Origin of the sequence: Massilia mucilaginosa (assembly GCF_011682145.1) — a bacterium.
GTDB classification, from domain to species: Bacteria; Pseudomonadota; Gammaproteobacteria; order Burkholderiales; family Burkholderiaceae_D; genus Telluria_A; species Telluria_A mucilaginosa.
In genome coordinates this window covers 84,175-110,799 of sequence record NZ_WHJH01000019.1, presented here as the reverse complement: position 1 = coordinate 110,799, position 26,625 = coordinate 84,175, and the positions used below count along the sequence as shown (strand labels likewise).

The following is a 26,625-nucleotide window of genomic DNA, read 5'->3' as shown; positions in this document are numbered from 1 at the left end:
TTGCCAGCGGCGAAAACCGTGGATGACGTCGCGGCGCTGCTGCCGTGGAATATGAAGGATTTGCATACCCCCGATTTAACCAGCGGCGTGACTTCCTGAACAGTCTGGGGTTGATGGATCGCTTACGATTCAACGGATGCTCCACGGAGGTCCGTCAACTTATCGCTTAACTTCTAAAAGGATACTTATCATGCGACCATTCGACCTTGCTCCTCTCTATCGTTCCGCTATCGGCTTCGACCGCCTGGCCAACCTGCTGGAATCGCAGCGCGCCGACGCGCAGCCCAGCTATCCACCGTACAACATCGAACTGGTCAGCGAAGACAAGTACCGCATCGTGATGGCACTGGCCGGCTTCGACCGCTCGGAAGTCGAGATCATCACCGAACGCGACAGCCTGCACATCACCGGCCGCAAGCAGAAAGAGGACACCGAGCGCACCTTCCTGCACCGTGGCATCGCGGCGCGTGATTTCGAGCAGCGCTTCCAGCTGGCGAACCACGTCAAGGTCACCACGGCCTCGTTCGACAACGGCATGCTGACCATCGAACTGGTGCGCGAGGTGCCCGAGGCGCTCAAGCCGCGCCGCATCGTCATCGACGGCGGCGACAACGTGCAGGCGCTGGAACAGCGCCAGGCCGCCTGATCGTCTGACCGGGGCCTGCCGGCCCCATGAAAAACGCCGCCCCATGCTACCGGGCGGCGTTTTTTTGCTGCTGATGCTGCTGCTGATTTGCTGCTGATTCCTAGTCGACCGCCTTGACCATCGCCTCGATCACCTTCTTGGCATCGCCGAACACCATCATCGTGTTGGCCTGGTAGAACAGGTCGTTGTCCAGACCCGCATAGCCGGACGCCATCGAGCGCTTGTTGACGATGATGCTCTTGGCCTTGTACGCCTCCAGAATCGGCATGCCGGCGATCGGCGACTTGGGATCCTTGGCCGCCGGGTTGACCACGTCGTTCGCGCCAAGCACCAGCACCACGTCGGTCTGGCCGAATTCGCCGTTGATGTCTTCCATCTCGAACACCTGGTCGTACGGCACCTCGGCTTCGGCCAGCAGCACGTTCATGTGGCCCGGCATGCGCCCCGCCACCGGGTGGATCGCGTACTTGACGATCACGCCCTTGTGGGTCAGCTTCTCAACGAGCTCCTTGAGCGAGTGCTGGGCGCGCGCCACCGCCAGGCCGTAGCCCGGCACGATGATCACGGTTTCGGCATTGCTCATGATGAAGGCCGCGTCGTCGGCGGAACCCGACTTGACCGGGCGCTGCTCCTGCGCGCCGCCGGTCGCCGCCGCCGCCGGATCGCCGCCGAAGCCGCCCAGGATCACGTTGAAGAACGAGCGGTTCATCGCCTTGCACATGATGTACGACAGGATCGCGCCGGACGAACCGACCAGCGAACCGGCGATGATCAGCATCGAGTTATTCAGCGAAAAACCGATGCCCGCCGCCGCCCAGCCGGAGTAGCTGTTCAACATCGACACCACCACCGGCATGTCGGCCCCGCCGATCGGAATGATGATCAGTACGCCCAGAATGAAGGCCAGCACCGCCATGATGATGAACGGGGTCCAGGCCGGCTCCACGCCGGGCGCGAAGCAGAACACCAGCCCGAGCGCGATCAGCGCGATGGCGATGCCCAGGTTGAGCATGTGCTGGCCCGGAAAGCTGACCGGCGCGCCCTGGAACAGGCGGAACTTGTATTTGCCCGACAGCTTCCCAAAAGCGATCACCGAACCCGAGAAGGTCACCGCGCCGACAAAGGTACCGATGAACAGTTCGAGGCGGTTCCCGAACGGCAGCGCCACGCCCTGCGTGGTGATCTGGAACACCCACGGCTCGGCCACCACGGCGACCGCGATGCAGACCGCGGCCAGGCCGATCAGCGAGTGCATCGCCGCCACCAGTTCCGGCATCTTGGTCATCTCGACCTTTTTGGCGGCAAAGGCGCCGATGCCGCCGCCGACCACCACCCCGATCAGCACCAGCGTAAAGCCCAGGCCTCCGCTGCTGGCGGCCTGCGCCTGCAGCTTGAAGATCAGCGCCACCGTGGTGATGGTGGCAATGGCCATGCCGCTCATGCCGAAGGCGTTACCGGTACGCGCGGTGGCCGGCGACGACAGGCCCTTGAGCGCCTGGATGAAGCACACCGACGCGATCAGGTAGAACATCGTCACCAGGTTCATGCTGATGTAATTCATGCGTGCTCCCCCGCCTTGGCTGCCGCTGCCGCTTTCGGCTCCTTTTTGCGGAACATCTCGAGCATGCGCTGGGTGACCATGAAGCCGCCGAACACATTGACCGCTGCCAGCGCCACCGCCACGGTGCCGGAGACCTGGCCGACGATGCCGGTGGTCAGCCCGGCGGCCAGCATGGCGCCGACGATGATGATCGCCGAGATGGCGTTGGTGACCGCCATCAGGGGCGTATGCAGTGCGGGTGTGACGGTCCAGACGACGTGGTAGCCGACGTAAATCGCCAGCACGAAGATAATGAGATTAATGATGGTGTGACTGACTTCCATGCTGCCTCCCTCTTGACGTTGATGTGACGGCGGGCCGCGGCCCGTCCTCCCTGACTTGCTATATCTTTGGTTTGGCGTTGCAGCGCCCTGCGTTCTATTTGCGCAGCACCGCGCCATCGGCGCACACCAGGGTGGCCTTGAGGATCTCGTCTTCGCGGTCGATCACCAGCTGTTCATCCTTGTCGATGATCAGCTTGAGGAAATCGAGCACATTGCGCGCATACAGGGCCGAGGCATCGGCCGCCACCAGGGTCGCCAGGTCCGGCTCGCCGATGATGTGGACCCCGTGCCTGGTCACCGTCTTGTTCAGTTCCGACAGCGGGCAGTTGCCGCCCTGCGACACCGCCAGGTCGACGATCACCGAGCCGGGCTTCATGGCCTTGACCGTCTCTTCGGAGATCAGCACCGGCGCGGCGCGGCCCGGAATGAGCGCGGTGGTGATGATGATGTCGGCCAGCTTGGCGCGTTCGTGTACCAGTTCGCCCTGGCGCCGCATCCAGTCGGCCGGCATCGAGCGCGCATAGCCGCCCGCGCCCTTGGCGATTTCCTTCTCTTCCTCGGTGAGATACGGCACGTCGATGAACTTGGCGCCCAGCGACTCGACCTGCTCCTTGACCGGCGGGCGCACGTCGGACGCTTCGATCACGGCGCCCAGGCGCTTGGCGGTGGCAATCGCCTGCAGGCCGGCCACGCCCACGCCCATGATCAGCACGCGCGCCGCTTTCACGGTGCCGGCGGCGGTCATCAGCATCGGCATGAAGCGCTGGTAGGTGTTAGCCGCCATCATCACGGCCTTGTAGCCGGCGATGTTGGCCTGCGAGGACAGCACGTCCATCGACTGCGCACGCGTAATGCGCGGCACCGCTTCGAGCGCAAAGGCGCGCAGGCGGGCGGCGGCCATGGCGGCGATATTCTCGGTATCAAAAGGGTTGAGCATGCCGATCAACACGGCATCGGGCTTCATGAGAGGGCGCTCCTCGGCGTTCGGTGCGCGCACCTTGAGCACCACGTCGCAGCCGAATGCATCAAGCGCGGTGCCGATGCTGGCGCCGGCCGCGGCATACGCGTCATCGGTGACCGAGGCCATCAGGCCGGCGCCAGCCTGGACCACCACCTGGTGCTTGGCGGCCAGCTTCTTGACCGTCTCGGGAGTTGCAGCAACACGGGTTTCACCCGACCGCGTTTCGGCCGGTATGCCTATTCTCATGACGCCTCCATAGAATTAATAAACTGCTCACGATAGTACACGCAAACCCGAAAATAGCACGACCATCCGTTTTTTATAGATGAAGTCCTCCAGATCCAAACCGGTTGCACTGCACACTGCGCACAATCCACCGTTTTCTTGTATCAGATCAATACGGTGTTCCCTGGTTTAAGCTTGTGTTCGATGCCGGATCGGCAACCGATGCTGCATGAAGGTAAAATGACGGCTCATTTTGAAGGACACGCATGCCGCATATCTGGAAACCCTCCGTTACCGTTGCCGCCATCATCGAGCGTGATGGCAAGTTCCTCCTGATTGAAGAAGAGACCAGCGAAGGCATTCGCCTGAACCAGCCGGCGGGCCACCTCGACCCGCTCGAAACGCTGGCCCAGGCGGTGGTGCGCGAAGTGCTGGAAGAGACGGCGTACGACTTCACGCCCCAGGCGCTGGTGGGCGTGTACATGTCGCGCTACACCTCCAAGCGGCGCGGCACCGACGTGACCTACCTGCGCTTCACCTTTTGCGGGGAAGCCGGCGCAGAGCACGACCAGCCGCTCGACGACGGCATCATCCGCACCTTGTGGATGACGCGCGACGAAATGGCCGCCTGCCAGGAGCGCCACCGCAGCCCGCTGATGCTGCAGTGCGTGGACGACTACCTTGGCGGCCGGCGCATGCCTCTGGCGATGCTGCACACCCACCCCTCGGTGTTCGAGGGTGGATTAACTTAAGGGGATCTCCCCGTAGACGGATGTAATGTAATGGCGAACGCAGGGAAAAAGCAGAAAGTCGTGATCGGCATGTCGGGCGGCGTCGATTCGTCGGTGGCGGCGTGGATGCTCAAGGAGCAGGGCTACGACGTGGTCGGCCTGTTCATGAAAAACTGGGAAGACGACGACGATTCCGAATACTGCTCGACGCGCCAGGACTGGATCGATGCGGCCAGCGTGGCCGACGTGGTGGGCGTGGACATCGAAGCGGTCAATTTCGCGGCCGAATACAAGGACCGCGTGTTCGCCGACTTCCTGCGCGAATACCAGGCCGGGCGCACCCCGAATCCGGATGTGCTGTGCAACGCCGAGATCAAGTTCAAGGCCTTCCTCGATCATGCGATGCACCTGGGCGCGGACCTGATCGCCACCGGCCACTATGCGCGCGTGCGCGAGAACGCCGGCAGCTTCGAGCTGCTCAAGGCCTTCGACCATACCAAGGACCAGAGCTACTTCCTGCACCGCCTGAACCAGGCGCAGTTGTCGCGCACCCTGTTCCCGCTCGGTGAAATCCCGAAGACGGAGGTGCGCAAGATCGCCGAAAAGCTGGCGCTGCCGAACGCCGCCAAGAAGGATTCGACCGGCATCTGCTTCATCGGCGAGCGCCCGTTCCGCGATTTCCTGAACCGCTACCTGTCGTACAAGCCGGGGCCGATGAAGACCGACGACGGCACCGTGGTGGGCGAACATGTGGGCCTGTCGTTCTACACCCTGGGCCAGCGCAAGGGCATCGGCGTGGGCGGCATGAAGAAGTACAAGAACGACGATGGATCGAGCGACGCCTGGTACGTGGCGCGCAAGGATATCGAGAACAACACCCTGTACATCGTGCAGGGACACAACCATCCGTGGCTGTTGTCGGGGACCCTGCACGCCGACCAGGCCAGCTGGGTGGCGGGCAGTCCGCCCGAGGCGCGCGCCATGTCGGCCAAGACGCGCTACCGCCAGGCCGACGTGCCGTGCGTTCTCACGCCCGACGGCATGGGCAATTTCGGCCTGGGGTTTACCGATCCGCAGTGGGCGGTCACGCCGGGGCAGTCGGCCGTGCTGTACGACGGCGACGTGTGCCTGGGCGGCGGGATTATCGCGGGATCGACGGCGGGATAAATCGCTTCACCGTCAGTCCCGCCGCCAGCGCCGTCGTTCCCGGCCTTGGCGGCCCCCTTGGCGGGAACCCAAGTTGGTGCCAGCGAGATCGGGGCTTAACTGGCTTTCTGCTTTTTGATCACCGCCAGCACCGTATTCCTGATCGTGTTGAGCACCGCGTCGGCCTTGAACGGCTTGACGATAAACCCCTGCACCCCGCGCGCCACGGCCGCCTGCACGGTGGGCGCGTCGAGCGTGCCCGAGACCATGAAGATCAAGGTCTTGGGCTGGTGCGCGCGGATCTGTTCGACGATCTCGCCGCCATCCTCGACCTGCTCCAGCGCCACGCACACGATTTGCGGATGGTGCTTCTGCACCATGAGATAGCCCTTGAGCCCCGTGTGCGTGTCGCCGACCACGTTATAGCCGCCCTCCGTCAACACGCTGTTCAACAAGCCGCGCGAAATCGCATTTCCATCGACGATCACTGCTTTTAACATCGCGTCTTTTCCTTTTTGTTCAGAAGGTTTCGAATGCCAGCATGTTCCAGGTCACGCCCAGGCGCACGTCGGTCTTCAGTTGCACCAGCTGGCGCGACAAATACAACACCTCGCGCTCGGCGCGCAGGCGCTCGCCGACCGGGGTCTTGAGAATGCCGGCGCCGGCCATCACCGCATCGAGGTTGCCGTAGGCGTTGAGCAGCTTGGCCGCCGTCTTCATGCCCACCTTGGACACGCCCGGCACGCCGTCGGTCACGTCGCCCATCAGCGCCAGCAGGTCGGCCAGCAGCTCGGGCGCCACCCCGAACTTCTTGCGCACCCAGGCGTCATCGTGCCACTCGCCCTTGAAATGGTCCCACACCAGCGCCCCGTGCGCAATCAGGCCGTGCAAGTCCTTGTCGGTGGAGGCCACGATCGCCTCGCCGCGCCCTTCGGCCAGCCAGCGCAGCACCCCGGTGCCGATCACATCGTCGGCTTCGACGTCCGGCAGCACCAGCACGTGCAGCCCCTCGCCCGCCAGCTTCGCATGAAACCCGGGAAGCGCGTCGCGCAGGAAGGAGGGCATGGGTGCGCGCTGCTCGCGGTAGCGCGGATACAGTGCGTGGCGCCAGGTCGGCCCGCCATGATCGAACGCGGCCAGCACGTGGGTCGGGCCATGCGCGTTAAGGAGTTTACGGAACGACGACAGCGCGTGGCGCAGGGCGATATCGGCCTTGTCGGCCGAATCGGGTTCGGGACTGGCCTCGTACACGCGCCGTACGATATTGAGCCCGTCGATGGCCAGCAGCTTGCCCACGGCCTTACTTGAGCAGTTCGTACAGGCCGCCGCGTTCCAGCGCGCGCTGGTAAGCTGGACGGGCATGGATGCGGTTCAAAAAATCCATCAGCTTCGGATACTTGTCGCCCAGGCCGCCGCGCGAGGCGGCCGCCTCCAGCACGAAGCTGATCTGGATGTCGGCGCCGCTGAACTGCGCGCCGGCGAACCACGGTGACTTGGCCAGTTCGGCCTCCAGGTAGGCCAGGTGCTGCGCGATCTGCGGCAGGATGTAGGTGCCCTTGACCTTTTGCGCGATGCCGCGCGCGATCGGCTTGGCGAAGAACGGCATCGGGCTCTTTTCCACGCGGTCGAACACGAGCTTCATCAGCAGCGGCGTCATGGCAGAGCCTTCCGCGTAGTGCATGAAGTAGGTGTAGCGCAGCTTGTCCGGGGTGCCGGCGGGCGGGACGAATTTGCCGTTTCCATAACGTTCGAGCAGGTACTCGATGATGGCGCCCGATTCGGCCACCGTGTTGGCGTCGTCGGTGATCACGGGCGACTTGCCCAGCGGGTGCACCGCGCGCAGTTCGGGGGGCGCGAGCATGGTCTTGGCGTCGCGCTGGTACTTTTTGATCTCGTACGCCAGTCCTAATTCCTCCAGCAGCCACAAAATACGCTGGGAGCGTGAATTATTCAAATGGTGGACAATGATCATCGCGTTCTTTCGCCGGGGGTTAATCGGCGTTAGCTTAGCATTGTTACAGTACAAAGCCTATCCCGGTAGATAGGCTTTTTAACTACGGAGTCCCCCATGAGCTTTGTCTCGCCGCGCTACCTGCCCTTCCTGATTTCACTGCTCGTCTTCGGATGGTCGGCCATCCTCGCGTTCAGGGGCGAGGGTCCCGGATGGTGGCTGGCGGTCATCAGCGGCGCCCTCGCCGCGCTCGGCATCGCCGACCTGGCCCAGACCCGGCGCGCCCTGCGCCGCAATTATCCGATCCTGGCGCACTTCCGCTTTTTCTTCGAATCGATCCGCCCCGAGATCCGCCAGTACTTCCTGGAAGACGATACCGAGGCCAAGCCGTTCTCGCGCAACCAGCGCAGCATCGTCTACCAGCGCGCCAAGATGGAAACCGACAAGCGCCCGTTCGGCACCCAGCTCGATGTCTACGAAGCCGGCTACGAGTGGATCAACCACTCGATGGCGCCGGCGCCCATGGGCGACTACAACTTCCGCATCGAGATCGGCAACCACCCGTCGTGCCCGCGCGCGCAGCCTTACAGCGCCAGCGTCTTTAACATCTCGGCGATGAGTTTCGGCTCGCTCTCGGCCAACGCCATCCTGGCCCTGAACGGCGGCGCGCGCCTCGGCGGCTTCATGCACGACACCGGCGAAGGCAGCATCAGCCGCTATCACCGCCAGCACGGCGGCGACCTGGTATGGGAAATCGGCTCGGGCTACTTCGGCTGCCGCGACGCCGACGGCGGCTTCTCGGAATCCAGTTTCGTGGTCAACGCCACCGCCCCGCAGGTCAAGATGATCGAACTCAAACTGTCGCAGGGCGCCAAACCGGGCCAGGGCGGCATCCTGCCGGGCGCCAAGGTGACCATCGAAATCGCGGCCGCGCGCGGGGTCGCGGTGGGCGTCGACTGCCTGTCGCCGGCCAGCCATTCGGCCTTCTCGACCCCGATCGAGATGCTGCACTTTATCGAGCGCCTGCGCACCCTCTCGGGCGGCAAGCCGACCGGCTTCAAGCTGGCGATCGGCCACCCGTGGGAGTTCTTCGGCATCGTCAAGGCCATGCTGGCGACCGGCATCGTGCCCGACTTTATCGTGGTCGACGGCGGCGAAGGCGGCACCGGCGCGGCCCCCGTCGAATTCTCGGACCACGTCGGCACGCCCTTGCAGGAAGCGCTGGTGCTGGTGCATAACACCCTGGTCGGCGCGCGCCTGCGCGAGAAGATCAAGATCGGCGCCTCGGGCAAGATCATCACCGCCTTCGACATCGCGCGCACCATCGCGCTCGGCGCCGACTGGTGCAATTCGGCGCGCGGCTTCATGTTCGCGCTCGGCTGCGTGCAGTCGCAGAGCTGCCACACCGACCGCTGCCCGACCGGCGTGGCAACCCAGGACGAGCAGCGCCAGAAGGCGCTCGACGTGCCCGACAAGACCGCGCGCGTGGCCAATTTTCATCAGAGTACGATGAAGGCGCTGGCCCATCTGATCGCCGCCGCCGGACTGACCCATCCCGACCAGCTCAATCCCCATCACCTGGTGCGGCGCGTCTCGCCCAACCAGGTCAAGCAGGTCTCGACCCTGATTCCCTACCTCTCCGAAGGCGAACTGCTCGACCCGGACCAGATCGAGCGCCTGCCGCCCGTGTTCGGGCTGTACTGGCCGATTGCGCAGGCCGAATCGTTCCAGCCGCTGGCCTGAAGCCGGTCCATACGCCAGGAGCGGGGCAGCGAGGATACATGGATTATCCGGCGCAAAAAGCGCAGTTTGTCACAGTGACAAGCAAATTTCACATTCGCGAACATGGCGCGCAATGCGGATTGCATAGCGCCGCGTGGTTAGGTACTATCGAACAATATTGCAAGAATGATTCGCACCGACGACAAGACCCTTCTGGAGATAATGAATGCCGCGCCAACGCACCATCCGCCTGTCCGCCCTGTCCCTGATTCTTCTGGCCGCCGCCCCGCTGGCTTGCGCCCAGACCGCGCCGATGGCGCCCGATATTGCCGCCACCCCGTTCCAACCGCTCGACAACGGCGCCGACTACGTCAAGCGCATCGTGATGATTCCGATGCGCGACGGCGTCAGGCTGCACACCGTGATCACCATTCCCAAGGGCGCGACGCGCGCGCCGATGATCCTCTCGCGCACGCCCTACAACGCGGCCAAGCGCAGCGAGCGTAACGTCAGTCCGCACATGGCCTCCATGCTGGCCGAAGGTGACGACGGGTATGTGGCCAACGGCTACATCCGGGTCTACCAGGATGTGCGCGGCAAGTACGGCTCCGAAGGCGACTACGTGATGACGCGCCCCCTGCGCGGCCCGCTCAACGACACCCCGGTCGACCATGCCACCGACGCCTGGGACACGATCGACTGGCTGGTCAAGAATATCGCGCAAAGCAATGGCAAGGTCGGCATGGCGGGTTCGTCCTACGAAGGCTTCACGGTGCTCATGGCGCTGGCCGATCCGCACCCGGCCCTGAAAGCGGCGGTGCCGATGAGCGCCATGGTGGACGGCTGGCGCGGCGACGACTGGTTCCACAACGGCGCCTTCCGCGTCAATAACCTGTCGTACATCGCCGGCCAGACCGCCGCGCGCGGCAATGGCCCGGCGATTGCCACCGGCGTCTACGACGACTACGAATTCGCCCTGCGCGCCGGTTCCGCCTCCGACTACGCCAAGCGCTTCGGGATCGACCAGCTGACCTTCGCCAAAAAAATCTTCGAGCATCCGGCCTACGACAGCTACTGGCAGAACCAGGCGCTCGACCGCGTGCTCGGCGCGCGTCCGCTCAAGGTGCCGACCATGCACGTGGTGGGACGCTGGGACCAGGAAGACATCTACGGCCCCTACGCCGCCTACGCCGCCACCGAAAAGCTCGACACCGGCAACAACATGAACCACCTGGTGGTCGGCCCGTGGCGCCACAGCGGCGTCAATTACGACGGTTCCAGCCTGGGCCCGATCCGCTTCACCGGCGACACCGCCGCCGAATTCCGGCGCGACGTGATGCTGCCCTTCTTTAACCAGTACCTGAAGGACGGCGCGCCGAAGGCCGACACGCCGCCGGTGCTGTCGTACCGCACCGGCGCCAACAAGTGGCAGCGCCTCGACAAGTGGCCGCTCACCGAGGTGATGCGGCCGCTGTACCTGAAAGCCGGCGCGCGCCTGGACTTCGACAAGCCGGCCGCCGGCGCCCCCGCTTCAACCCAGGCCGACGACTACGTGTCCGACCCGGCCAAGCCGGTGCCGTTCATCCCGCGTCCGGTGCGCATGTTCGACGGCGCGGTCTGGAAGCCGTGGCTGGCCACCGACCAGCGCTCGTTCTCGGACCGCCCGGACGTGCTGACCTATGTCTCCGACAAGCTCGATGCGCCGTTGCAGATCTCGGGCCAGGCCATGGTCAACCTGTTCGCCTCGACCACGGGCAGCGACGCCGACTGGGTGGTCAAGCTGATCGACGTGTATCCGGACGAAGTGGCCTCGCAGCCGGAACTGGGCGGCTACCAGCTGGGCATCGCCATGGATATCTTCCGCGGGCGCTATCGCACGGGCCTGGACAAGCCGGCGGCCATCACCCCGAACAAGGTGGAACGCTACCGCTTCGCCCTGCCCAACGCCGACCACGTGTTCCTGAAAGGGCACCGGATCATGGTGCAGGTGCAGTCGAGCTGGTTCCCGCTGTACGACCGCAATCCGCAAACCTTCGTGCCGAATATTTTTTTCGCCAAGCCGGGCGACTACCGCAAGGCCACGCACAAGGTGTTCCACGCGCCGGGCATGGAAAGCGCGGTCGAACTGCCGGTGCTGCCGCTGGCGAAATAAACCGGGGCCCGGGCCTGCCGGGCGCGCCGATAGTGTGTATAAGGTGAGTTCCCTTGGCTTGCATTGAATAGTCGTCCCTTGCGAAATCGATCCGGTACGGTAGTGGTAACTCGTTGTTTCTGGCTGAGCGTTTGTTTCTGCCTGAGCGCCTGCTCGCTGGTCAGGCTCAAGGAGGAATCGGCCACCTTCTATGCCTCCACCGTGCTGGCCGGCCACGTCACCAGCGCGCAGGCCTGGGACGGCCCGGTGGTCGCCGCCGCCGCCACCCGGCGCGACGGCCGCCTCGACATCGCGCACTATGCCGTGCTGCATGAAGCCGGCGGCTATGAGCTGATCGTGCCAAAGGGCGAGTACGCCCTGTTCGCGTTCGGCGACGCCAACGGCAACCTGACGCTCGACGCCGGCGAACCGGTCGGCATTTACGGCATGGCGCCGGTGCGCGCCAGCGGCAGCGGTTCGCTGGTGAGCCTCGATGTGGTGATGTCGGCGGCGCCGCAAAGCGCCATCGCGCCCGGCACGGCGGTCGCCGCGCGCCTGCCCGCAAAAACCCACAGCACCCAGGCCGGCGCCATCGCCATCGCCAGCATGGACGACCCGCTCATGCCGGCCGACGCCGGGCGGCGCGGCTACTGGGCGCCGGTCGATTTTTGGTGCCGGGACAAGCCGGCTACCTGACCGCCATCGATCTGGGCGCCGCCAGATAGCCAGCACGCGCCCGGGCGTGCGAATAAATTCTGTCAGTGTTTATTGCCTTGTTACAATGGATAAACACACACAGAAAAGGTCATCGCATGCCCGCAGCTCCCGGCGCCCGCCGCAGCATCTTCCTCAGCCTGGCCGTAATAGCCGCCGGCGTCTTGCTGCGGCCTGCCACTTCCCGCGCCAGCAAGCCTATGCCGACCAGGCGCGGCAGCGCGAGCGGCTGGCCCGGGCGCCGCGCGTGGAGGTGCTTGTCGACGGCAAACACGTAGTCCACGGCATGGCGGTCGATGTGCGCGGCACGCTCTACATCACCACGATCGGAGAAGACGATGTGTACGCCGTGAGCAAGCCCGGACAGCGCACCAGGTTCACCGACCGGGATGAGCAGGAAAGCAATCCGTCGCGGCACAGGAGCTTGGAATCGCCGACCACGCTGGCGGCCGACGGGCTGGGAAACCTGTATGCGCTCGATGGCAGCGGACCGCGTTTGGGCTGTTTTGCCTCGGCGCGCGTCAAGCGCATCGCTACCGATGGCAAGGTCAGCGCGCTGGCCCATGCCGACACCGCCATGGCGCCGTACACCATGGGCGGTGGCATGATGCCGATTGCCGTCGACAAGACGGGCACGCTGTACATGCTGTCACAGGACGGGCCATACAAAGTCTCGGGCGCGGGAAAATTAGTGCTCCTGCCAGTGCCGGACGGCGCGGCCGACGACGCCTCACGGATGCTTGGCGCCCTGGCGGCGCATCCCGACGGCGGCGTGGTCGTGGCGAGCAGCGGCCACGGGGTGTATCGCATCTTGCCCGATGGGCGCGCCGTCCGGCTGGCAACCCAGGGCGGCGATTGTGCGCTTGCCACACCGATTACGCCCGTCACGCCGGATGAAAGCACCTGCAGGACCGGCCCGCACAGCGGCTGCGCGGAACGCACCACGGCACCGAAAGCGGTGCGATGCAATATCAACGCGGTCGCGGTCGATGCGGGCGGCCGCATTTTTCTGTCGGACGATGCGCGCATCCTGCAGGTCGATACGGATGGTACGATCAGCACGTTTTTCGATCCCGACAAAGATGCGCCGATCCCGCTCGAGAACCCGGTTCAGGATTACCCGCTGACCCTGATGGCGCTCGGCCCGAATGGCGAGGTGTACTGGACCCGTTTTTCGACGGTATACAAGATCACGCCGTGGAGCCGCGCGCCGCACCTGTCGCCAGCCATGCCGCGCGGCGCAGGCGCCCTGCCCGGACCCGGCGCGCGCGCATCCTGAATCACACAGCCGGCTCAATACATCAGGAAAGCCACCCCATGCAAGCACACACAGGCGAGCGCCGCGGCGGCCTACCACTTCACGCGCCAGCAAGCGTATGCGGCCGACGCGCAGCAACGCGAGCGGACGGCGCAGGCCGGGCCCCTGGAAGTGATCGAGCATGGCGTGGACGTGATCGACGGCCTGGCGGTCGATGCGCCCGGGCGGGATTTTTGTGGGAGGGTGGGCGCACCCTGAGCATCGATACCGATGGCGCGGTGAGCACCGTCTTCAACCCGGTCGATGCCAGGCCGATGCTGCCCGATCCGCCATTGACGCAATACGAACCGGGCCTCATGGCGCTGGGTCCGCGCGGCGAGATCTATCCGGCGCAAGCAATGAACTTATACAAGGTCACACCGTGGAGCCGCCTGCGCCGGCAGTAAGCCGGACACTGGTTCCATCACCAGTAAACCACCTTCGCGCGCGGCATGGCTTTTTGCTTGGCGCGGCGGCTGCGATAGCCGCTGACGGTAACGATCAACCAGAAAAGGGGAATGGCGAAAAACGACTGAAACCAGTAGGTCATGTTGACATCGCCACGCTGGGTACACAGGCTGGATTCTTCCGTGCACAAGGTGTGCACGAACACCTGCACGATCGTCAGCGCCACCCCGATCCCCAGCGCCAGCAAAATTGCAAAGAACCAGATAGCGGGAAAGTTGCTGCGACCGGTGCGCCGCCCGACCATGAAGGCCGGCACGAGTCCGGCCAGCGGAACGATGGTCGCGATAACTGGAGAAAGGTCCATCAATGGCCTTGAAGCGCAGGAAACGCGGATAGGGAACTTACTTCAGGTGCAGCTCGATCACGCGCGGCTTGTTGTGGCCCGCCGGCGTATCGCCACCGGTGCGCGGCGCCGCCGGCGCATCCTCGCAGCTGCCGCAGCTGCTGCATCCGCTGCCGCAGCCGCCGGAGGCCTTCTTCTGGCCGAACAGCTTGTTGCGCAAGCTTTTCGGAAGGTATTTCGAGGCCGCGTACCACGCGGCCACGGCGACGATCAGTCCCACAATCAGATAGTCAAGCATCTCAGGCTCCCATCGCGATGGCGACGCGGTAAGTGATGAACGAGGCGGTGTAAGCCAGCGCGAACATGTAGCCGGCCATGATGAAGGCGTAACGCGCGCTGCCCGTTTCGCGCCGCACCACCGACAGGGTGGCGATACACTGCGGTGCGAACACGTACCAGGCCAGCAAGGACAGCGCGGTCGGCATCGACCACGATTGCGAAATGATGGGCGCGAGCGTGGTGGCCAGTTCGTCGCCGGTCTGCGACAGCGCATACACGGTGCCGAGCGCGCCCACGGCCACTTCGCGCGCGGCCATGCCCGGCACCAGCGCGATGCAGATCTGCCAGCCGAAGCCGATCGGCTCGAACACCACCGCCAGCGCGCGCCCCAGCATGCCGGCGATGCTGTAATAGATCGGCGGCTGGGTGGCGCCTTCCGGCGCGCCGGGAAAACTCGACAGTAACCACAGCAGCACCATCAGCGCCAGGATCACGGTACCGACCCGCACCAGGAAGATCTTGGCGCGTTCCCACAGGCCCATGGCCAGGTTGCGCAGGTGCGGCCAGTGGTAGCTTGGCAGTTCCAGCATCAGCGGCTGGTGGCTGTTGGCGCCCATGAAGCGCTTGATCACCCAGGCCACTGCCATGGCGCTGAAAATGCCGGCGAAGTAGAGGATGAACAGCACCAGGCCCTGCAGGTTGATCCAGCCGTCCGCCACGTCGCGGTTGGGGATGAAGGCGGCGATGATCAGCGCGTACACCGGCAGGCGCGCCGAGCAGGTCATCAGCGGCGCGATCATGATCGTCACCAGGCGGTCGCGCGGATTCTGGATGGTGCGCGCGGCCATCACGCCGGGAATGGCGCAGGCAAAGCTCGACAGCAGCGGAATGAAGGCGCGCCCCGACAGGCCGACCCCGCCCATGATGCGATCGAGCAGGAAGGCGGCGCGCGGCAGGTAGCCGCAGTCTTCCAGCACCAGGATGAAGAAGAACAAAATCAGGATCTGCGGCAGGAACACCAGCACGCTGCCGACGCCGCCGAGGATGCCCTCGACCAGCAGGCTGCGCAGCACGCCCTCGCCCATCAGGCCGCCGACCCAGGCGCCGATCGCTTCGACCCCGCCGCTGATCATTTCCATCGGCAGCGCGGCCCAGCTGAACACGGCCTGGAACACCAGGAACATCAAGGCTGCCAGGATGACCGGGCCAGCGACCGGGTGCAGCACCACGTCGTCGATTTTTTCGGACAGGTTGCCGCTATCGTTGGCGAAGCTGACGGACGCGTCGAGGATGCGGCGCACTTCGCGCTGGGTTTCTTCGACCGGCACGGCGTCGATGGCCGACAGCGGCGCGGCCTTGACGGCGCCGCTGCCGCGCGCTGGATCGGGCATCAGGTCGAGCGCCTTGAGCAGGGCCACTTCGCCGCCGCTCTGCACGGCCACGGTTTCGACCACGGGCATGCCCAGTTCCCGCGCCAGTCTGGCGCTGTCGATCTTGATGCCGCGCTTGTTGGCCACGTCGACCATGTTCAGCGCCAGCACCATCGGCAGGCCGAGGCGCTTGACTTCGAGGACCAGGCGCAGGTTCAGGCGCAGGTTGGTGGCGTTGACCACGCAGACGATGGCGTCGGGCGCCTGTTCGCCGGCGCGCAGGCCGCCGACGACGTCGCGCGTGATGGCTTCGTCGGGCGTGGTGGCCGACAGGCTGTACGCGCCCGGCAGGTCCAGCACTTTATAGGCGCGCCCCATGGGCGAGGTAAAGCTGCCTTCCTTGCGCTCGATGGTCACGCCGGCGTAGTTGGCGACCTTCTGGCGCGCGCCGGTGAGCCGGTTGAACAGGGCAGTCTTGCCGCAGTTCGGATTGCCCAGCAGCGCGATCAGCGGCGAGCGCGTCACTGCCTGGACTTGTGTTTCTACAGCACCCATTTGTTCGTTTCCGTTGATTCCGTTGATTCTGTCGTGTTGTCGTTTATTCCGGCTTGACCGAGACCAGCGACGCCTCGAAGCGGCGCAGCGCGAAGGTGGAGTCGCCCACCTTGACCGCGACCGGGTCGCCGCCCGGCAGGCGCTTGAGCATGCGGATGCGCTCGCCCGGCACGAAGCCGAGTTCCATCAGGCGGCGCGCGACATCGACGCCGGCGCCCGCCTCCGCCGCGCAGGGCGCGATGTGGATCACGGTGCCGCTCTGGCCGGGGACGAGGGCGTCGAGCGTGATCAGGGTAGGGGCAAGAGTCATATTGTCAGTTCACTAAGATAAGTGGAGTTCGCACACCATTGGTGTTGGATACTAGCATCATAATCGTAAATGCGAACGATTTCTATTTGGAGTTGGCCCTTTTTTGGGTAAACCGCTTGCATTCGATCGGGAGTTGCGACAGAATACAAATCTTAATGATAATGATTCTCATTATGGTGAAAGCGGCAAGATTGACCGCTGACCCTGATTAAAGGAAGGTGCTTCGATGATCGTCTGTGTTTGCAATAACATTTCCGACCGCGAAATTCGTCAGGCGGTCGATCTCGGCTTGTCGTCGATGGCCGAGCTGCGCCGCGACCTGGGCGTGGGCACCTGCTGCGGCAAATGCGCCAGCTGCGCCAAGCAAGTCCTGAACCAGCACCTTGAGAGCAAAACCATCCACGCCACCGAGTTGTCCTTCCGCTCGGCGCAAACAGCCTGAGTGTATTTATGAGTGCAATGACCTTTTCCACCGAACCCGGCATGGGCGACCCCACTGCCGTGGTGGCGAAGCTGCGCGCCAAGTTCGGCCCTGTCGCGGTGGTGATCGCCATCCACGCCGCGCTGTTCTACCTGATTTCGAGCGGCCTGCTGCACCGCATGGCCGAAGTGGCGCTGCCGCAGGCGATCATGGTCAGCTTCGTGGCCCCGCCGCCGCCCAAACCGGCCACCCCGGCCGCGCCCAAGGTGGTGGCCGTGGCCACGCTGCGCCCGCCGCCGCGGGTGGTGGTGCCGGTCACGCCGATCGTGCAAGTTCCCGTCCAGAATACGATTACCGCCTCGCCGCCATCGGCGCCGGTCGCCAGCGAAGCGCCGGCCGCCCCGGTGCTCGTGGCCGCGCCGCCGGCGCCGCCGTCGCCCGGACCGAAAACCATTACCTCGGGCGTGGAATACATCCAGGCGCCGCAGCCGGTGTACCCGACCATGTCCAAGCGCATGGGGGAACAGGGCAAGGTCGTGCTGCTGATCCTGGTGAACGAAAAAGGCATGCCCGACCAGGTCAAGGTGCAGTCGTCGTCCGGTTCCTCGCGTCTCGATGAAGCCGGGCGCCAGGCCGCCATGCGCGCCGTCTTCAAGCCGCACGTGGAAGATGGGCATGCGGTGTCGGTGTATGTGATCGTGCCACTGACCTTCCAGCTCGCCAGCTGATCGGTTTGTGAGCAACAAAACGGCCCCTGCGAGGGGCCTTTTTGCCGTGCGCGCCCGTTTTTTGGTATCATGGAGGAACTCTCCATCACTAAAGAAAGCCTCCCATGAAGGGCGACAAGAATGTCATCCGGCTGCTCAATGCGCAGCTGACCAACGAACTGTCCGCGATCAACCAGTATTTTCTGCATGCGCGCATGTACCGTCACTGGGGCCTGGAGAAGCTGGCCAAGAAAGAATACGAAGAATCGATCGGCGAAATGAAGCACGCCGACAAGCTGATCGACCGCATCCTGATGCTCGACGGCTTGCCGAACCTGCAAGCGCTGCACAAGCTCCTGATCGGCGAATCGACCCAGGAAATGATCGAATGCGACCTGAAACTGGAGCAAGCCGCGCATGCGACCGTCAAGGAAGGCATTGCCGCCGCCGAGCTGGCAGCCGATTACGTGACGCGCGATCTGTTCCTGATGATCCTGGAAGACACCGAGGAACACATCGACTGGCTGGAAACGCAGCTGGACCTGATCGTCAAGGTCGGGATTCAGAACTACCTGCAGAGCCAGATGGGCGAGCACGCTTAACTGCACGCCGTCGCCCCCGCCGAGGGCCGCCCTGGCGCGGGGGCGACGGTGGTTTACCCGCTCCCCCAGCGCGCCACCCATTTGTCGTAGAACCCCAGACTCCTCGGTATCGCCCCCGGAATCGCGCACACCGCCCCGGCGAATTCATTGGCGCGCGACAGGGTTGTTTCCAGCGCCCAGCCGCGCACGCGGCCCAGCAGGAACAGCGCCGAAAACGCGTCCCCGGCACCCACCGAATCGATCACGAACGGCGGCGGCGGATTGTCGCGATGGACGATCACCTCCCCATCGGCTCCGAAGTACACCGAACCGCGATGACCCAGGGTCACGATCAGCGCTTCCAGTCCGAAGATCTGCACCAGCACCGCGCACGCCGCGCGCACCTCGTCGCCATCGAGCGGCGGCTCGGATGGATGGATATCCACATACCACGCGAACAGCGACTGCAATTCCTCCTCGTTGACCTTGACGATATCGGCCGCGTGCAGCGAGTGGAACACGCAGCGCTCGTCGAACTGGCCTTCGCGCAGGTTCAAGTCGAGGTAGCGCGTGGCGTTGCTGGCGTCGAGCAGCGCGTACAGGGTGTCGCGCGAGCGCGGGCAGCGCTGCGCCAGCGTGCCGAAGTAAATCGCCGACGCCTGCACCGATTCCAGCGCCCCCAGGGCCTGCTCGGGGTTGATGTAGTCGTAGGCCTGGCCCGGCAGGATCACGAAGCGGTGGCCGCGCATATTGCGCTCGACCACCACGCGCCCGGTTTCTTCGATCGGATCGAACTGCAGGCCGGCGTCGGACATGGCGAAGCGCTCGAATTCGGCGCGCACGATGGCGCCGTTCCTGTCGTCGCCGATGCGGGTGATCGCCAGTTGCGGCGACATGAACGCCGCCAGATGGCGCGCCACGTTGAACGGCGCGCCGCCCACCACCTGCTCGTTCAAAAAATCGTCGACCAGCGCTTCGCCATACACGACCGTGGTGCTCATGACCGCACCACCAGTTCGGCCGGCAGTTGCAGGGAAGCGGCCGGGCGCCCTTCGATCAGCGCCATCAGCGCCGCCACCAGCGCCTCGCCGGCGGCGCGCACCGGCTGGCGGATGGTGCTCAAAGGCGGATGAAAATAGCTGGCCAGGGCGATATCGTCGTAGCCGACCACCGCCACATCGCGCGGCACCTCGCGTCCCAGTGTGCGCAAGGTGTTAATCGCGGTCATGGCCAGCAGGTCGCTGCAGGCGAACAGGCCGTCATAGGCCACGCCGCGGCGCGCCAGCTGGTGCACGGCGTGGGCGCCATCCTGCGCCAGGAACGAGGCCGGCACGCACAGCTGCGGATCGGCCGCCAGCCCCTGCGCTGCCAGCGCCTGGCAGTAGCCGCGATAGCGCTGCGCCACCTCGGCCTGGGTGATGTCGCCGATGAAGGCGATGCGGCGGCGCCCGGCCGCGAGCAGGTGGCCGGTGGCCAGCATGCCGCCGCTGGCGTTGTCGCCGCCGACGCTCACATAGCGCTGCCGCGGCGCCTGCGCGCCCCATACCACCATCGGCACCTGGCGCGCCGCCAGCGCGTCGAGCTGCTCGTGGCGGCGCCACTGGCCGACCAGGATGATGCCGGCCACGCGGCCGGTGTCGAAAGGGGCGGCGGCGGCGTCGAGCTGCTCGGCGTCGACGCGCGAGAGCAGCAGGTCGAAGCCGCGCGCGTTGAGCGCATCGGCCAGGCTGCCCAACAAGCTCAGGAAAAATGGATCGGACAACTCGTGGCGCGCGCAAGCGTCGTACGGCACCACCACGCCCACCGTGCGGTTCTGCTTGAGGCGCAGGTTCTGCGCGCCGATGTTAATCGTGTAGTTGAGGGAGCTGGCCAGCGCCAGGATGCGCTCGCGCGTGTCTTCGCTGACCAGGGTACTGTGGTTGAGCGCGCGCGACACGGTGGCCTTCGAGACCCCGGCCAGGCGCGCGATGTCGGCCATCTGCAAGCGTTTTTGCAGGGCGGCGCCCTGCGCGGGAATGCGGTCCATCGCCCCGCTTAGAAGGGCACCGTGTCTTTGAACGATTGGCGCTCGGAGAGCTTGTCGAACAGTTTGGCCAGGTTGGGGTAGTCGCCGCGCCAGTCGATCTCGGGGAAGCGGAAGGCGATCCAGCCGAGCGCGCAGCCGACGGCGACATCGGCCAGGGTGTAATGGTTGCCCTTGCAGAAAGGCGACTCGCCCAGGTTGGCCGACAGCACGGCCAGGCCCGCGTGCACCTTGCCCATCTGGCGTTCGATCCAGGCGGCGCTCTGCTGCTCTTCCGGGCGCAGGGTTTTTTCGAGGCGCACCAGCACGGCGGCATCGAGCACGCCGTCGGCCAGCGCTTCCCAGACCTTGATGTCGGAGCGGTCGCGCCCGTTCGGCGGGAGCAGCTTGCAGACCGGCGTGAGGGTGTCGATATACTCGACAATAACGCGCGAATCGTACATCGAGCTGCCGTCTTCCATGATCAGGCACGGCACCTTGCCCAGCGGATTGGACAGATGAATCCTGGTTTCGGCCGTCCAGACGTTCTCGAGCTCGAGATCATAGTCGAGCTTTTTCTCGGCCATGACGACACGAACCTTGCGGACAAACGGACTGGCGGTGGAACCGATGAGTTTCATAGATGCTTAGTGTGGACGATTGGCTGACAGTATAGCATCGCGCCCGCCCTGCGATGGCCTCGAAACCGGCCTCCTGCGCATGCCAGCAACACCGGCTTGACAAGGCCGCCGGTGGTAAAATAGTGGCCTTTGCTGCAATGCACACCACTCCTCTACTCCTCCATAAGCCTCTCTCCCATGACCTCTACCGCTCCTTACTCCACGCTGTCGGCCCTGTCCCCGCTGGACGGCCGCTACGCCGCCAAGACCGACAAGCTGCGCCCGATCCTGTCCGAAGCCGGCTTCATGCACCACCGCGTCAAGGTGGAAATCTCCTGGCTGCAGGCGCTGTCGCAAGCCGGTTTTGCCGAAATCAAGCCGTTCTCGGCCGAAGCGACCGCCCTGCTCGACAAGATGGCCAGCGATTTCACGGAAAACGACGCAGCCCGCATCAAGGCAATCGAGGCGGTGACCAACCACGACGTCAAGGCGGTGGAATACTGGCTCAAGGAACAGGTCAAGGATGTGCCGGAACTGGTCGCCGCGACCGAGTTCATCCACTTCGCCTGCACCTCGGAAGACATCAACAACACCTCGCACGGCATGATGCTCAAGGCCGCGCGCGACGGCGTGATGCTGCCGGCCCTGCAAGGCCTGATCGCCAAGCTGACCCAGATCGCGCATGCCAATGCCGAGCTGCCGATGCTCTCGCGCACGCACGGCCAGACGGCCAGCCCGACCACCCTGGGCAAGGAAATGGCGAACGTGGTTGCGCGCCTGAAACGCGCAGTGCAGCGCATTGCCGACGTGGAAATCCTGGGCAAGATGAACGGCGCGGTCGGCAATTACAACGCCCACCTGTCGGCCTATCCGGATTTTGACTGGGAAACTTTCTCGAAGAACGTGATCGAGCAGCGCCTCGGCCTGACCTTCAACCCGTACACCATCCAGATCGAGCCGCACGACTACATGGCCGAACTGTTCGACGCCATCGCCCGCACCAACACGATTTTGCTGGACCTGAACCGCGATATCTGGACTTACATTTCGCTCGGCTACTTCAAGCAGACCACCAAGGCTGGCGAGATCGGTTCCTCGACCATGCCGCACAAGGTCAACCCGATCGACTTCGAAAATTCCGAAGGCAACCTGGGCCTGGCCAATGCCGTGCTGGGGCACATGGCGGAAAAGCTGCCGGTCTCGCGCATGCAGCGCGACCTGACCGACTCGACCGTGCTGCGCAATATCGGCGTCGGTTTCGGCTACGCCCTGCTGGCCTACGACAGCTGCCTGCGCGGCCTGAACAAGCTGGAAGTGAACGCGGAGCGCCTGGCGCAGGACCTGGACGCGAACTGGGAAGTGCTGGCCGAGCCGGTGCAGACCGTGATGCGCCGCTATGGCATCGCCAACCCGTACGAACAGCTCAAGGAACTGACGCGCGGCAAGGGCATTTCGAAAGATGCACTGCGTGAATTCGTGCTGACCCTGGCGATTCCGCAGGATGCCAAAGACTTGCTGCTGGCCATGACGCCAGCGAACTACATCGGCATCGCGGCCAAGCTGGCCAAGGCCATTTAAGCATCTCTTTAGCGATGTGTTGCAAAACGGGCCTGCGGGCCCGTTTTACATTCGCTTACGACTGATACGGGATTCGGTCTAGCTGCCGGCGGTTCCCTACGTTAATCTTTTACTCAAGATCAAACGAACAGGAGCACTATCATGGAACAGGTCAACAACACTCTCTCGCGTATTCACCCATTGATGGCGGCGGCGGCGGTCTCGGTCATCGCGCTCAGCGTGGCGGGCACGGCGGCGATCACCGGCCTGCTTCCGAACTCCAAGGCCGACAGTGCTGTAGCGGCGGCGCCGCAGGCACTGGTGGCACCGCAGGCCCTGGTGGCACCGCAGGCCCTGGCGGCACCGGTAGCGCCTGCGGCGCTGGTGGCGCAAGCGGCACCGACCGCGCAGCAACTGGCTGACGCGCAGATGCTGGTAGCGAAATATTCGCCGCCGGTGGCGCAACCGGCCCCGGAACCGGAGCGTGTGTACCAGAAGCCGGCCGTGAAGAAAGTGGTGCACCGCGCACCGCAGCACACTCGCGTTGCCCAGCGCCAGGAGTCGAACTACCGCGCGCAGCCGGCCTATCGCACGGAGCCGGTCCAGCAAGCGCGCACGCCTAACTATGTCGGCATCGGTACCGGCGCGGTCATCGGCGGCCTGATCGGTAACCAGATCGGCGGCGGCAAGGGCAAGAAAATTGCCACGGTGGCCGGTGTGATCGGCGGCGGCTTCCTCGGTAACGAGATCGCCAACCGCAACAAGTAAACGAAGATCCGTCGAAGCCGGGGTCAGGTCTGACATTCGGACACGGCCCCGGCCATAAATGCCATTACGGCTTAGCTCGTGTCCGAATGTCAGACCTGACACCGGTGTTTAAGGCTTAGCTCGTGTCCGATTGTCAGACCTGACACCGGCGGTGGTTATTGCTCCGGGCTAACAAGTGTCCCCGCTATTCACTCTTCGCGTCTGCACCGACTACCCGGTCGAGTAATTTCCGCAGCATATTCTTCGCGGCGATGTTTTCTCTGGCGCCGTAGTGCTGATGTTCCAGCAGCAATCCGCTCCACGCCGATAGAAATGCCGCATCGCGCGAAAGCAGCTGCTTCGACTCGGCCCAGCGCGCTTCGCACGCGGCAATTTTCTGCGCGACCGCATGGCTGTCGCGCCAGCAGGCTTCGCACAGCACGCGCCGCACGTCGATGTGCGTCTTCTTGACCTCGTAGACATTTTTCTGCTCGGCTGCGCTGAACAGCGCATCCTTGCGGCAGTTGCGGCAGCGGTAGGCGCAGTCAGTGTAGTGCGTTCGAAACGTCGCCGCCACCGATCCCTGGCTCTTTTCCGACCATTGGCGCGGATCGGCCGGCGCCGTGGCCGGCGGCGGCGGCACTTTCTTCTTCTTCAATGCATCCACACCAGCTTGAGCGCCACTTCGCGCGGCACCTCGCTGCGCGTGGCCAGCGGCCCGTATTCGGCATGCGCGCCGTTCAGATTGTGCCCGGACACCGACAGCTCCATGTCGCGCCGCACGCGCCAGCCGAAACGTGCGTCCAGCGCGCGGTAGCCGGGCACCTGATCGCTGGCGAGACGCGCCACCTTGCGCACGGCCACGTCGATTTCCTTGTCGGTCGACAAGATAAACGTGGAACGCAGCTGCGCCGTGTGCGAGGGATCGCGTCCGCTGGTGCGCGGCGCGGCGCTGTCGTTGCTGCCCGCCTTGAGCGCAAAGCGCTGGTGCAGCGCCATCGAGCCCGCGTTCAGGCGCCACCACGGCGTCGCCTGGTAGCTGCCCCACATCTCGATGCCGCGCGACTTGCCTTCCATCTTGCTGTCGAAGGTCAGAAAGCTGCGCGTCACGTCGACCTCCTGGGTGCGCAAATGGTCGTAGCGGTTGTGGAACACGGTGGCCGAGATCGACAGGCCCGGCAGCGGCTGGCCGCGATAACCGAGCTCGAACACCTTGGCCACTTCGGACCGTACCCGCGGCCCGCCGCGCAGCAGATACGGGGGTTTGCCGGGAATGAAGGTGTCGGCGTCGAGCCGCGACGGCGCCCGCACCGTGCGCGAGACGCCACCCCACAGCGCATGCTGCGGCGCCACCTGCCATGCCAGGCGCATGCTGGGCAGAAACTCCGCGCCGGTGTAGTCGTTGTGCTCGACCCGCGCACCCAATACCAGGCGCAGATTGTCGCGCAGCGCCAGCTCGTTCTGGCCAAACAGGCTGGCCCAGTTCTGCCTGACTTTGGCCGGCAGAAAGGCCACCGTCGCGCTGTTGGTCACAGCATCCCAGGTATGGCGCACATTTGCGCCCCACACCAGTTGCCCGATCCTGTTGGCCGGCAAGCTGTGCTGGAATTGCAGGTCGGCTACCTGGATGCGCTCGGCATACGTCGGCGGCACGTCGCGCTCGCTGTGGTCGATGTAGGCTTGCAGCATCAGGCTGCCGCCGCTGTCCAGGGCATGGGTCCAGCGCGCCGTCAGGCTGGCGCCGGACGAGCCCACCGTCCCCAGGTCGAGCTTGGTGCCGGTGGTGATCGCGCCCGGCTCCGGCTGGTCGAGCGCGCCGCGATACGCGTTGCCGTGCACGCTGAACAGGTCGGCGCCGCCGCCCCAGTCGCGCCGCATGCCGGCCTGCCACTGGTGGCGCGCATCCTTGACTGGCGCGCCGCTGGCCAGCTCGGTATGGCGCTCGTTGAGATAGGTGGCCTGCAGGCGCCAGTCGCCGGCGCCCTGGCGCAGCGCCACATGGTTGCCGCGCTGGCCGGCGCGCAGCGCCACCAGGCTGCCCCGGGTGGCGCCGGCGGCGCGCGTGCTGATGTTGATCACGCCGTTGACGGCATTGAGGCCCCACAAGGTGCCGCCGGGACCGCTGATGACTTCGATGCGCTCGATGTCTTCGAGCATGACTTGCTGGGCATCCCAGGTCACGCCGGAAAAGAAGGGGGAGTACACCGAGCGCCCGTCGATCAGCACCAGCAATTTGTTGGGAACGGTGTTGCGGCTGCTGTTAAAACCGCGCGCGCTGATCGCGTAGCTGTAGCCGCTGCTCTGCGCCACCTGCAGATTGGGCGCCAGGCGCAGCACCTCGGGCACGCTGGCCGCGCCCGAGCGGCGGATGTCGTCGGCCGTGATCACGAACACCGACGCCGCCGCGGCGGCCAGGCGTTCCGGCTTTTTCGATACCGACGTGACCTGGATATTGGCCAGTTCCTCGATCGACATGTCGGCCATGGCGTCGGCCGCGACCGCCGACAGCTGGGCGGCCGCGGGCGGGGCCAGCAGCAGCGGAGCGAGGGGGATCCAGCGCAAAGGTGTCATCTTCATGGCATTCCAGGCGATCGATGCGGCGGCCATTCCCGTGCTCAATGAATGAACTGGGTCTACAGCAATTTTACAATACGGATACGACTGCACAAAGCGCGCACTATGGTAATCTGCCCTTCGCAAGCGACAATGCTGTTTATTTGGTATATTAGTCCTAATACGTACTATTTCCAGGAGCAGGTCCATGCAGCAACGCTACACCATCACGGCGATCATTTTTCACTGGCTTATCGCCTTGCTGATCGTGGGCGCCTTCATCATGGGCCTGGTGATGACCGATATTCCCGGCATCACGCCCACCAAACTCAAATACTATTCCTGGCATAAGTGGGCCGGCGTGACGGTGCTGGCGCTGGCCGCCCTGCGCCTGCTGTGGCGCCTGACCCACCGCGCCCCGGCCTATCCGGCCAGCATGCCCGCCTGGCAAAAAGGCGCCGCGCACGGCTTGCACGGCGTTCTTTACCTGCTGATGTTCGCGGTGCCGCTGTCGGGTTACTTCTACACCTTGTCGGCCGGTATTCCCGTGATGTACTTCGGCCTGTTCGAATTGCCGATCCTGATTGCCGCCGATCCCGCGCTCAAGCCGGTCCTGAAAGGCGTGCACTACTGGCTCAACATGGGCCTGGCGGCCTGCGTCGCCCTGCATCTGGCGGCCGCCCTGAAACACCAGTTCATCGACCGCGACGGCGTGCTCAAGCGCATGCTGCCGTAAGCCGCCCTATTGATTTCCAAGGAGATTG

At 64.7% G+C, this 26,625-nt stretch carries 29 protein-coding genes; 14 read left to right on the top strand and 15 right to left on the bottom strand.

Translation table 11 applies throughout. The features are described from left to right. Positions 1–190 precede the first annotated feature (190 nt). The gene (locus F2P45_RS17180) at positions 191–646 is read left to right on the top strand and encodes an Hsp20 family protein (protein ID WP_166877568.1); all 456 of its coding nucleotides are present in this window, start codon (positions 191–193) and stop codon (positions 644–646) included. A 100-nt stretch (positions 647–746) separates the two neighbouring features. On the opposite strand, the gene F2P45_RS17175 is transcribed toward F2P45_RS17180, so the two are convergent. From F2P45_RS17175 to F2P45_RS17165, 3 genes are all read right to left on the bottom strand, one after another. After that, positions 747–2,207: an NAD(P)(+) transhydrogenase (Re/Si-specific) subunit beta gene (locus tag F2P45_RS17175; protein ID WP_166877566.1), complete on the bottom strand. Its 1,461-nt coding sequence runs from the start codon at positions 2,205–2,207 to the stop codon at positions 747–749. Next, complete coding sequence (locus tag F2P45_RS17170) at positions 2,204–2,530, bottom strand: proton-translocating transhydrogenase family protein (RefSeq protein ID WP_166877563.1); 327 nt, start codon at positions 2,528–2,530, stop codon at positions 2,204–2,206. The genes F2P45_RS17175 and F2P45_RS17170 overlap by 4 nt, the downstream gene beginning before the upstream one ends. Positions 2,531–2,624: 94 nt before the next feature. Continuing rightward, positions 2,625–3,737: a Re/Si-specific NAD(P)(+) transhydrogenase subunit alpha gene (locus F2P45_RS17165; RefSeq protein ID WP_166877560.1), complete on the bottom strand. Its 1,113-nt coding sequence runs from the start codon at positions 3,735–3,737 to the stop codon at positions 2,625–2,627. A 245-nt stretch (positions 3,738–3,982) separates the two neighbouring features. Here F2P45_RS17165 and F2P45_RS17160 point away from each other — a divergent pair, with 245 nt between their 5' ends. Then, positions 3,983–4,468, top strand: coding sequence for an NUDIX hydrolase (locus F2P45_RS17160; RefSeq protein ID WP_166877557.1), 486 nt, complete (start codon positions 3,983–3,985; stop codon positions 4,466–4,468). Positions 4,469–4,498: 30 nt separating this feature from the next. Next, on the top strand, positions 4,499–5,614 hold the full coding sequence (mnmA, locus tag F2P45_RS17155) for a tRNA 2-thiouridine(34) synthase MnmA (RefSeq protein ID WP_166877554.1): 1,116 nt from the start codon (positions 4,499–4,501) through the stop codon (positions 5,612–5,614). Between the two features lie 95 nt (positions 5,615–5,709). Here the strand turns inward: mnmA and F2P45_RS17150 are convergent, their stop codons facing one another. From F2P45_RS17150 to F2P45_RS17140, 3 genes are read right to left on the bottom strand one after another with little or no spacing between them, the layout of a single operon-like run. After that, positions 5,710–6,093: an ANTAR domain-containing response regulator gene (locus tag F2P45_RS17150; protein WP_166877551.1), complete on the bottom strand. Its 384-nt coding sequence runs from the start codon at positions 6,091–6,093 to the stop codon at positions 5,710–5,712. A 19-nt stretch (positions 6,094–6,112) separates the two neighbouring features. Next, positions 6,113–6,889 carry a 5'-3' exonuclease gene (locus F2P45_RS17145; RefSeq protein ID WP_166877579.1) on the bottom strand — a complete coding sequence of 259 codons (777 nt, stop codon included), beginning with the start codon at positions 6,887–6,889 and terminating at the stop codon, positions 6,113–6,115. 4 nt (positions 6,890–6,893) lie between these two features. Further along, positions 6,894–7,565: a glutathione S-transferase family protein gene (locus F2P45_RS17140; RefSeq protein ID WP_166877548.1), complete on the bottom strand. Its 672-nt coding sequence runs from the start codon at positions 7,563–7,565 to the stop codon at positions 6,894–6,896. A gap of 96 nt (positions 7,566–7,661) precedes the next feature. Between F2P45_RS17140 and F2P45_RS17135 the strand changes: the two genes are divergently transcribed. The 5 genes from F2P45_RS17135 (at position 7,662) to F2P45_RS17115 (ending at position 13,815) form a co-directional block, all read left to right on the top strand. Next, positions 7,662–9,287: an FMN-binding glutamate synthase family protein gene (locus F2P45_RS17135; RefSeq protein ID WP_166877545.1), complete on the top strand. Its 1,626-nt coding sequence runs from the start codon at positions 7,662–7,664 to the stop codon at positions 9,285–9,287. A 205-nt stretch (positions 9,288–9,492) separates the two neighbouring features. Then, positions 9,493–11,418: a CocE/NonD family hydrolase gene (locus F2P45_RS17130; RefSeq protein ID WP_166877544.1), complete on the top strand. Its 1,926-nt coding sequence runs from the start codon at positions 9,493–9,495 to the stop codon at positions 11,416–11,418. A 102-nt stretch (positions 11,419–11,520) separates the two neighbouring features. Beyond that, entirely contained in the window at positions 11,521–12,093 is a 573-nt protein-coding gene (locus tag F2P45_RS17125; protein WP_166877541.1) for a DUF2141 domain-containing protein, read from the top strand. A 265-nt stretch (positions 12,094–12,358) separates the two neighbouring features. Next, positions 12,359–13,390: an NHL repeat-containing protein gene (locus tag F2P45_RS17120; protein ID WP_166877539.1), complete on the top strand. Its 1,032-nt coding sequence runs from the start codon at positions 12,359–12,361 to the stop codon at positions 13,388–13,390. Between the two features lie 212 nt (positions 13,391–13,602). Then, entirely contained in the window at positions 13,603–13,815 is a 213-nt protein-coding gene (locus F2P45_RS17115) for a hypothetical protein (protein WP_166877537.1), read from the top strand. Between the two features lie 17 nt (positions 13,816–13,832). Here the strand turns inward: F2P45_RS17115 and F2P45_RS17110 are convergent, their stop codons facing one another. From F2P45_RS17110 to F2P45_RS17095, 4 genes are read right to left on the bottom strand one after another with little or no spacing between them, the layout of a single operon-like run. Further along, complete coding sequence (locus tag F2P45_RS17110; RefSeq protein ID WP_166877533.1) at positions 13,833–14,180, bottom strand: hypothetical protein; 348 nt, start codon at positions 14,178–14,180, stop codon at positions 13,833–13,835. A 37-nt stretch (positions 14,181–14,217) separates the two neighbouring features. Next, the gene (locus tag F2P45_RS17105) at positions 14,218–14,457 is read right to left on the bottom strand and encodes a hypothetical protein (RefSeq protein WP_166877530.1); all 240 of its coding nucleotides are present in this window, start codon (positions 14,455–14,457) and stop codon (positions 14,218–14,220) included. A gap of 1 nt (position 14,458) precedes the next feature. Then, positions 14,459–16,363, bottom strand: coding sequence for a ferrous iron transporter B (gene feoB / locus F2P45_RS17100; RefSeq protein ID WP_166877527.1), 1,905 nt, complete (start codon positions 16,361–16,363; stop codon positions 14,459–14,461). 43 nt (positions 16,364–16,406) lie between these two features. After that, positions 16,407–16,673, bottom strand: a complete 267-nt coding sequence (locus tag F2P45_RS17095) for a FeoA family protein (protein ID WP_166877525.1) — start codon at positions 16,671–16,673, stop codon at positions 16,407–16,409. Between the two features lie 226 nt (positions 16,674–16,899). On the opposite strand from F2P45_RS17095, the gene F2P45_RS17090 reads away from it, so the two are divergent. The 3 genes from F2P45_RS17090 (at position 16,900) to bfr (ending at position 18,403) form a co-directional block, all read left to right on the top strand. Continuing rightward, positions 16,900–17,115 carry a (2Fe-2S)-binding protein gene (locus tag F2P45_RS17090; RefSeq protein ID WP_166877522.1) on the top strand — a complete coding sequence of 72 codons (216 nt, stop codon included), beginning with the start codon at positions 16,900–16,902 and terminating at the stop codon, positions 17,113–17,115. A gap of 17 nt (positions 17,116–17,132) precedes the next feature. Then, entirely contained in the window at positions 17,133–17,822 is a 690-nt protein-coding gene (locus F2P45_RS17085; protein WP_229505127.1) for an energy transducer TonB, read from the top strand. A 104-nt stretch (positions 17,823–17,926) separates the two neighbouring features. Then, positions 17,927–18,403: a bacterioferritin gene (gene bfr, locus F2P45_RS17080; RefSeq protein WP_166877516.1), complete on the top strand. Its 477-nt coding sequence runs from the start codon at positions 17,927–17,929 to the stop codon at positions 18,401–18,403. Positions 18,404–18,456: 53 nt separating this feature from the next. Here bfr and F2P45_RS17075 read toward each other — a convergent pair whose 3' ends face one another. The 3 genes from F2P45_RS17075 to F2P45_RS17065 are packed head-to-tail and all read right to left on the bottom strand — an operon-like array spanning position 18,457 to position 21,025. Beyond that, on the bottom strand, positions 18,457–19,383 hold the full coding sequence (locus tag F2P45_RS17075; RefSeq protein WP_166877514.1) for a PfkB family carbohydrate kinase: 927 nt from the start codon (positions 19,381–19,383) through the stop codon (positions 18,457–18,459). Further along, the gene (locus F2P45_RS17070) at positions 19,380–20,408 is read right to left on the bottom strand and encodes a LacI family DNA-binding transcriptional regulator (protein ID WP_229505126.1); all 1,029 of its coding nucleotides are present in this window, start codon (positions 20,406–20,408) and stop codon (positions 19,380–19,382) included. Before F2P45_RS17070 ends, F2P45_RS17075 begins: the two co-directional genes overlap by 4 nt. Before the next feature lie 8 nt (positions 20,409–20,416). Continuing rightward, positions 20,417–21,025 carry a glutathione S-transferase C-terminal domain-containing protein gene (locus tag F2P45_RS17065; RefSeq protein ID WP_166877511.1) on the bottom strand — a complete coding sequence of 203 codons (609 nt, stop codon included), beginning with the start codon at positions 21,023–21,025 and terminating at the stop codon, positions 20,417–20,419. 177 nt (positions 21,026–21,202) lie between these two features. Here F2P45_RS17065 and purB point away from each other — a divergent pair, with 177 nt between their 5' ends. Together purB and F2P45_RS17055 are read left to right on the top strand one after the other, a co-directional pair. Further along, a complete protein-coding gene (purB, locus tag F2P45_RS17060) occupies positions 21,203–22,582 on the top strand; it encodes an adenylosuccinate lyase (RefSeq protein ID WP_166877509.1) in 1,380 nt (459 codons plus the stop codon). Positions 22,583–22,723: 141 nt separating this feature from the next. Beyond that, positions 22,724–23,329 carry a glycine zipper 2TM domain-containing protein gene (locus F2P45_RS17055; protein ID WP_166877506.1) on the top strand — a complete coding sequence of 202 codons (606 nt, stop codon included), beginning with the start codon at positions 22,724–22,726 and terminating at the stop codon, positions 23,327–23,329. 184 nt (positions 23,330–23,513) lie between these two features. On the opposite strand, the gene F2P45_RS17050 is transcribed toward F2P45_RS17055, so the two are convergent. Then, positions 23,514–23,966 (bottom strand): zinc-ribbon domain containing protein, encoded by a 453-nt coding sequence (locus tag F2P45_RS17050; RefSeq protein ID WP_166877504.1) that lies wholly within the window; start codon positions 23,964–23,966, stop codon positions 23,514–23,516. Continuing rightward, a complete protein-coding gene (locus F2P45_RS17045; protein ID WP_229505125.1) occupies positions 23,963–25,885 on the bottom strand; it encodes a TOL_0244 family TonB-dependent receptor in 1,923 nt (640 codons plus the stop codon). The genes F2P45_RS17050 and F2P45_RS17045 overlap by 4 nt, the downstream gene beginning before the upstream one ends. Positions 25,886–26,069: 184 nt before the next feature. Here F2P45_RS17045 and F2P45_RS17040 point away from each other — a divergent pair, with 184 nt between their 5' ends. Beyond that, entirely contained in the window at positions 26,070–26,597 is a 528-nt protein-coding gene (locus F2P45_RS17040) for a cytochrome b (protein WP_166877499.1), read from the top strand. Positions 26,598–26,625: the final 28 nt, after the last annotated feature.

Excerpts from the sequence above, each read along its gene's own strand:
- F2P45_RS17085 (WP_229505127.1), top strand. The coding sequence starts at position 17,133 with ATGACCTTTTCCACCGAACCCGGCATGGGCGACCCCACTGCCGTGGTG.
- F2P45_RS17075 (WP_166877514.1), bottom strand. The coding sequence starts at position 19,383 with ATGAGCACCACGGTCGTGTATGGCGAAGCGCTGGTCGACGATTTTTTG.
- F2P45_RS17140 (WP_166877548.1), bottom strand. The coding sequence starts at position 7,565 with ATGATCATTGTCCACCATTTGAATAATTCACGCTCCCAGCGTATTTTG.
- F2P45_RS17040 (WP_166877499.1), top strand. The coding sequence starts at position 26,070 with ATGCAGCAACGCTACACCATCACGGCGATCATTTTTCACTGGCTTATC.
- F2P45_RS17165 (WP_166877560.1), bottom strand. The coding sequence starts at position 3,737 with ATGAGAATAGGCATACCGGCCGAAACGCGGTCGGGTGAAACCCGTGTT.
- F2P45_RS17135 (WP_166877545.1), top strand. The coding sequence starts at position 7,662 with ATGAGCTTTGTCTCGCCGCGCTACCTGCCCTTCCTGATTTCACTGCTC.
- F2P45_RS17170 (WP_166877563.1), bottom strand. The coding sequence starts at position 2,530 with ATGGAAGTCAGTCACACCATCATTAATCTCATTATCTTCGTGCTGGCG.
- F2P45_RS17095 (WP_166877525.1), bottom strand. The coding sequence starts at position 16,673 with ATGACTCTTGCCCCTACCCTGATCACGCTCGACGCCCTCGTCCCCGGC.
- F2P45_RS17175 (WP_166877566.1), bottom strand. The coding sequence starts at position 2,207 with ATGAATTACATCAGCATGAACCTGGTGACGATGTTCTACCTGATCGCG.
- F2P45_RS17045 (WP_229505125.1), bottom strand. The coding sequence starts at position 25,885 with ATGAAGATGACACCTTTGCGCTGGATCCCCCTCGCTCCGCTGCTGCTG.
- F2P45_RS17110 (WP_166877533.1), bottom strand. The coding sequence starts at position 14,180 with ATGGACCTTTCTCCAGTTATCGCGACCATCGTTCCGCTGGCCGGACTC.
- F2P45_RS17130 (WP_166877544.1), top strand. The coding sequence starts at position 9,493 with ATGCCGCGCCAACGCACCATCCGCCTGTCCGCCCTGTCCCTGATTCTT.
- purB (WP_166877509.1), top strand. The coding sequence starts at position 21,203 with ATGACCTCTACCGCTCCTTACTCCACGCTGTCGGCCCTGTCCCCGCTG.
- F2P45_RS17150 (WP_166877551.1), bottom strand. The coding sequence starts at position 6,093 with ATGTTAAAAGCAGTGATCGTCGATGGAAATGCGATTTCGCGCGGCTTG.
- F2P45_RS17180 (WP_166877568.1), top strand. The coding sequence starts at position 191 with ATGCGACCATTCGACCTTGCTCCTCTCTATCGTTCCGCTATCGGCTTC.
- F2P45_RS17065 (WP_166877511.1), bottom strand. The coding sequence starts at position 21,025 with ATGAAACTCATCGGTTCCACCGCCAGTCCGTTTGTCCGCAAGGTTCGT.
- F2P45_RS17160 (WP_166877557.1), top strand. The coding sequence starts at position 3,983 with ATGCCGCATATCTGGAAACCCTCCGTTACCGTTGCCGCCATCATCGAG.
- F2P45_RS17090 (WP_166877522.1), top strand. The coding sequence starts at position 16,900 with ATGATCGTCTGTGTTTGCAATAACATTTCCGACCGCGAAATTCGTCAG.
- F2P45_RS17055 (WP_166877506.1), top strand. The coding sequence starts at position 22,724 with ATGGAACAGGTCAACAACACTCTCTCGCGTATTCACCCATTGATGGCG.
- bfr (WP_166877516.1), top strand. The coding sequence starts at position 17,927 with ATGAAGGGCGACAAGAATGTCATCCGGCTGCTCAATGCGCAGCTGACC.
- F2P45_RS17070 (WP_229505126.1), bottom strand. The coding sequence starts at position 20,408 with ATGGACCGCATTCCCGCGCAGGGCGCCGCCCTGCAAAAACGCTTGCAG.
- feoB (WP_166877527.1), bottom strand. The coding sequence starts at position 16,363 with ATGGGTGCTGTAGAAACACAAGTCCAGGCAGTGACGCGCTCGCCGCTG.
- F2P45_RS17105 (WP_166877530.1), bottom strand. The coding sequence starts at position 14,457 with ATGCTTGACTATCTGATTGTGGGACTGATCGTCGCCGTGGCCGCGTGG.
- mnmA (WP_166877554.1), top strand. The coding sequence starts at position 4,499 with ATGGCGAACGCAGGGAAAAAGCAGAAAGTCGTGATCGGCATGTCGGGC.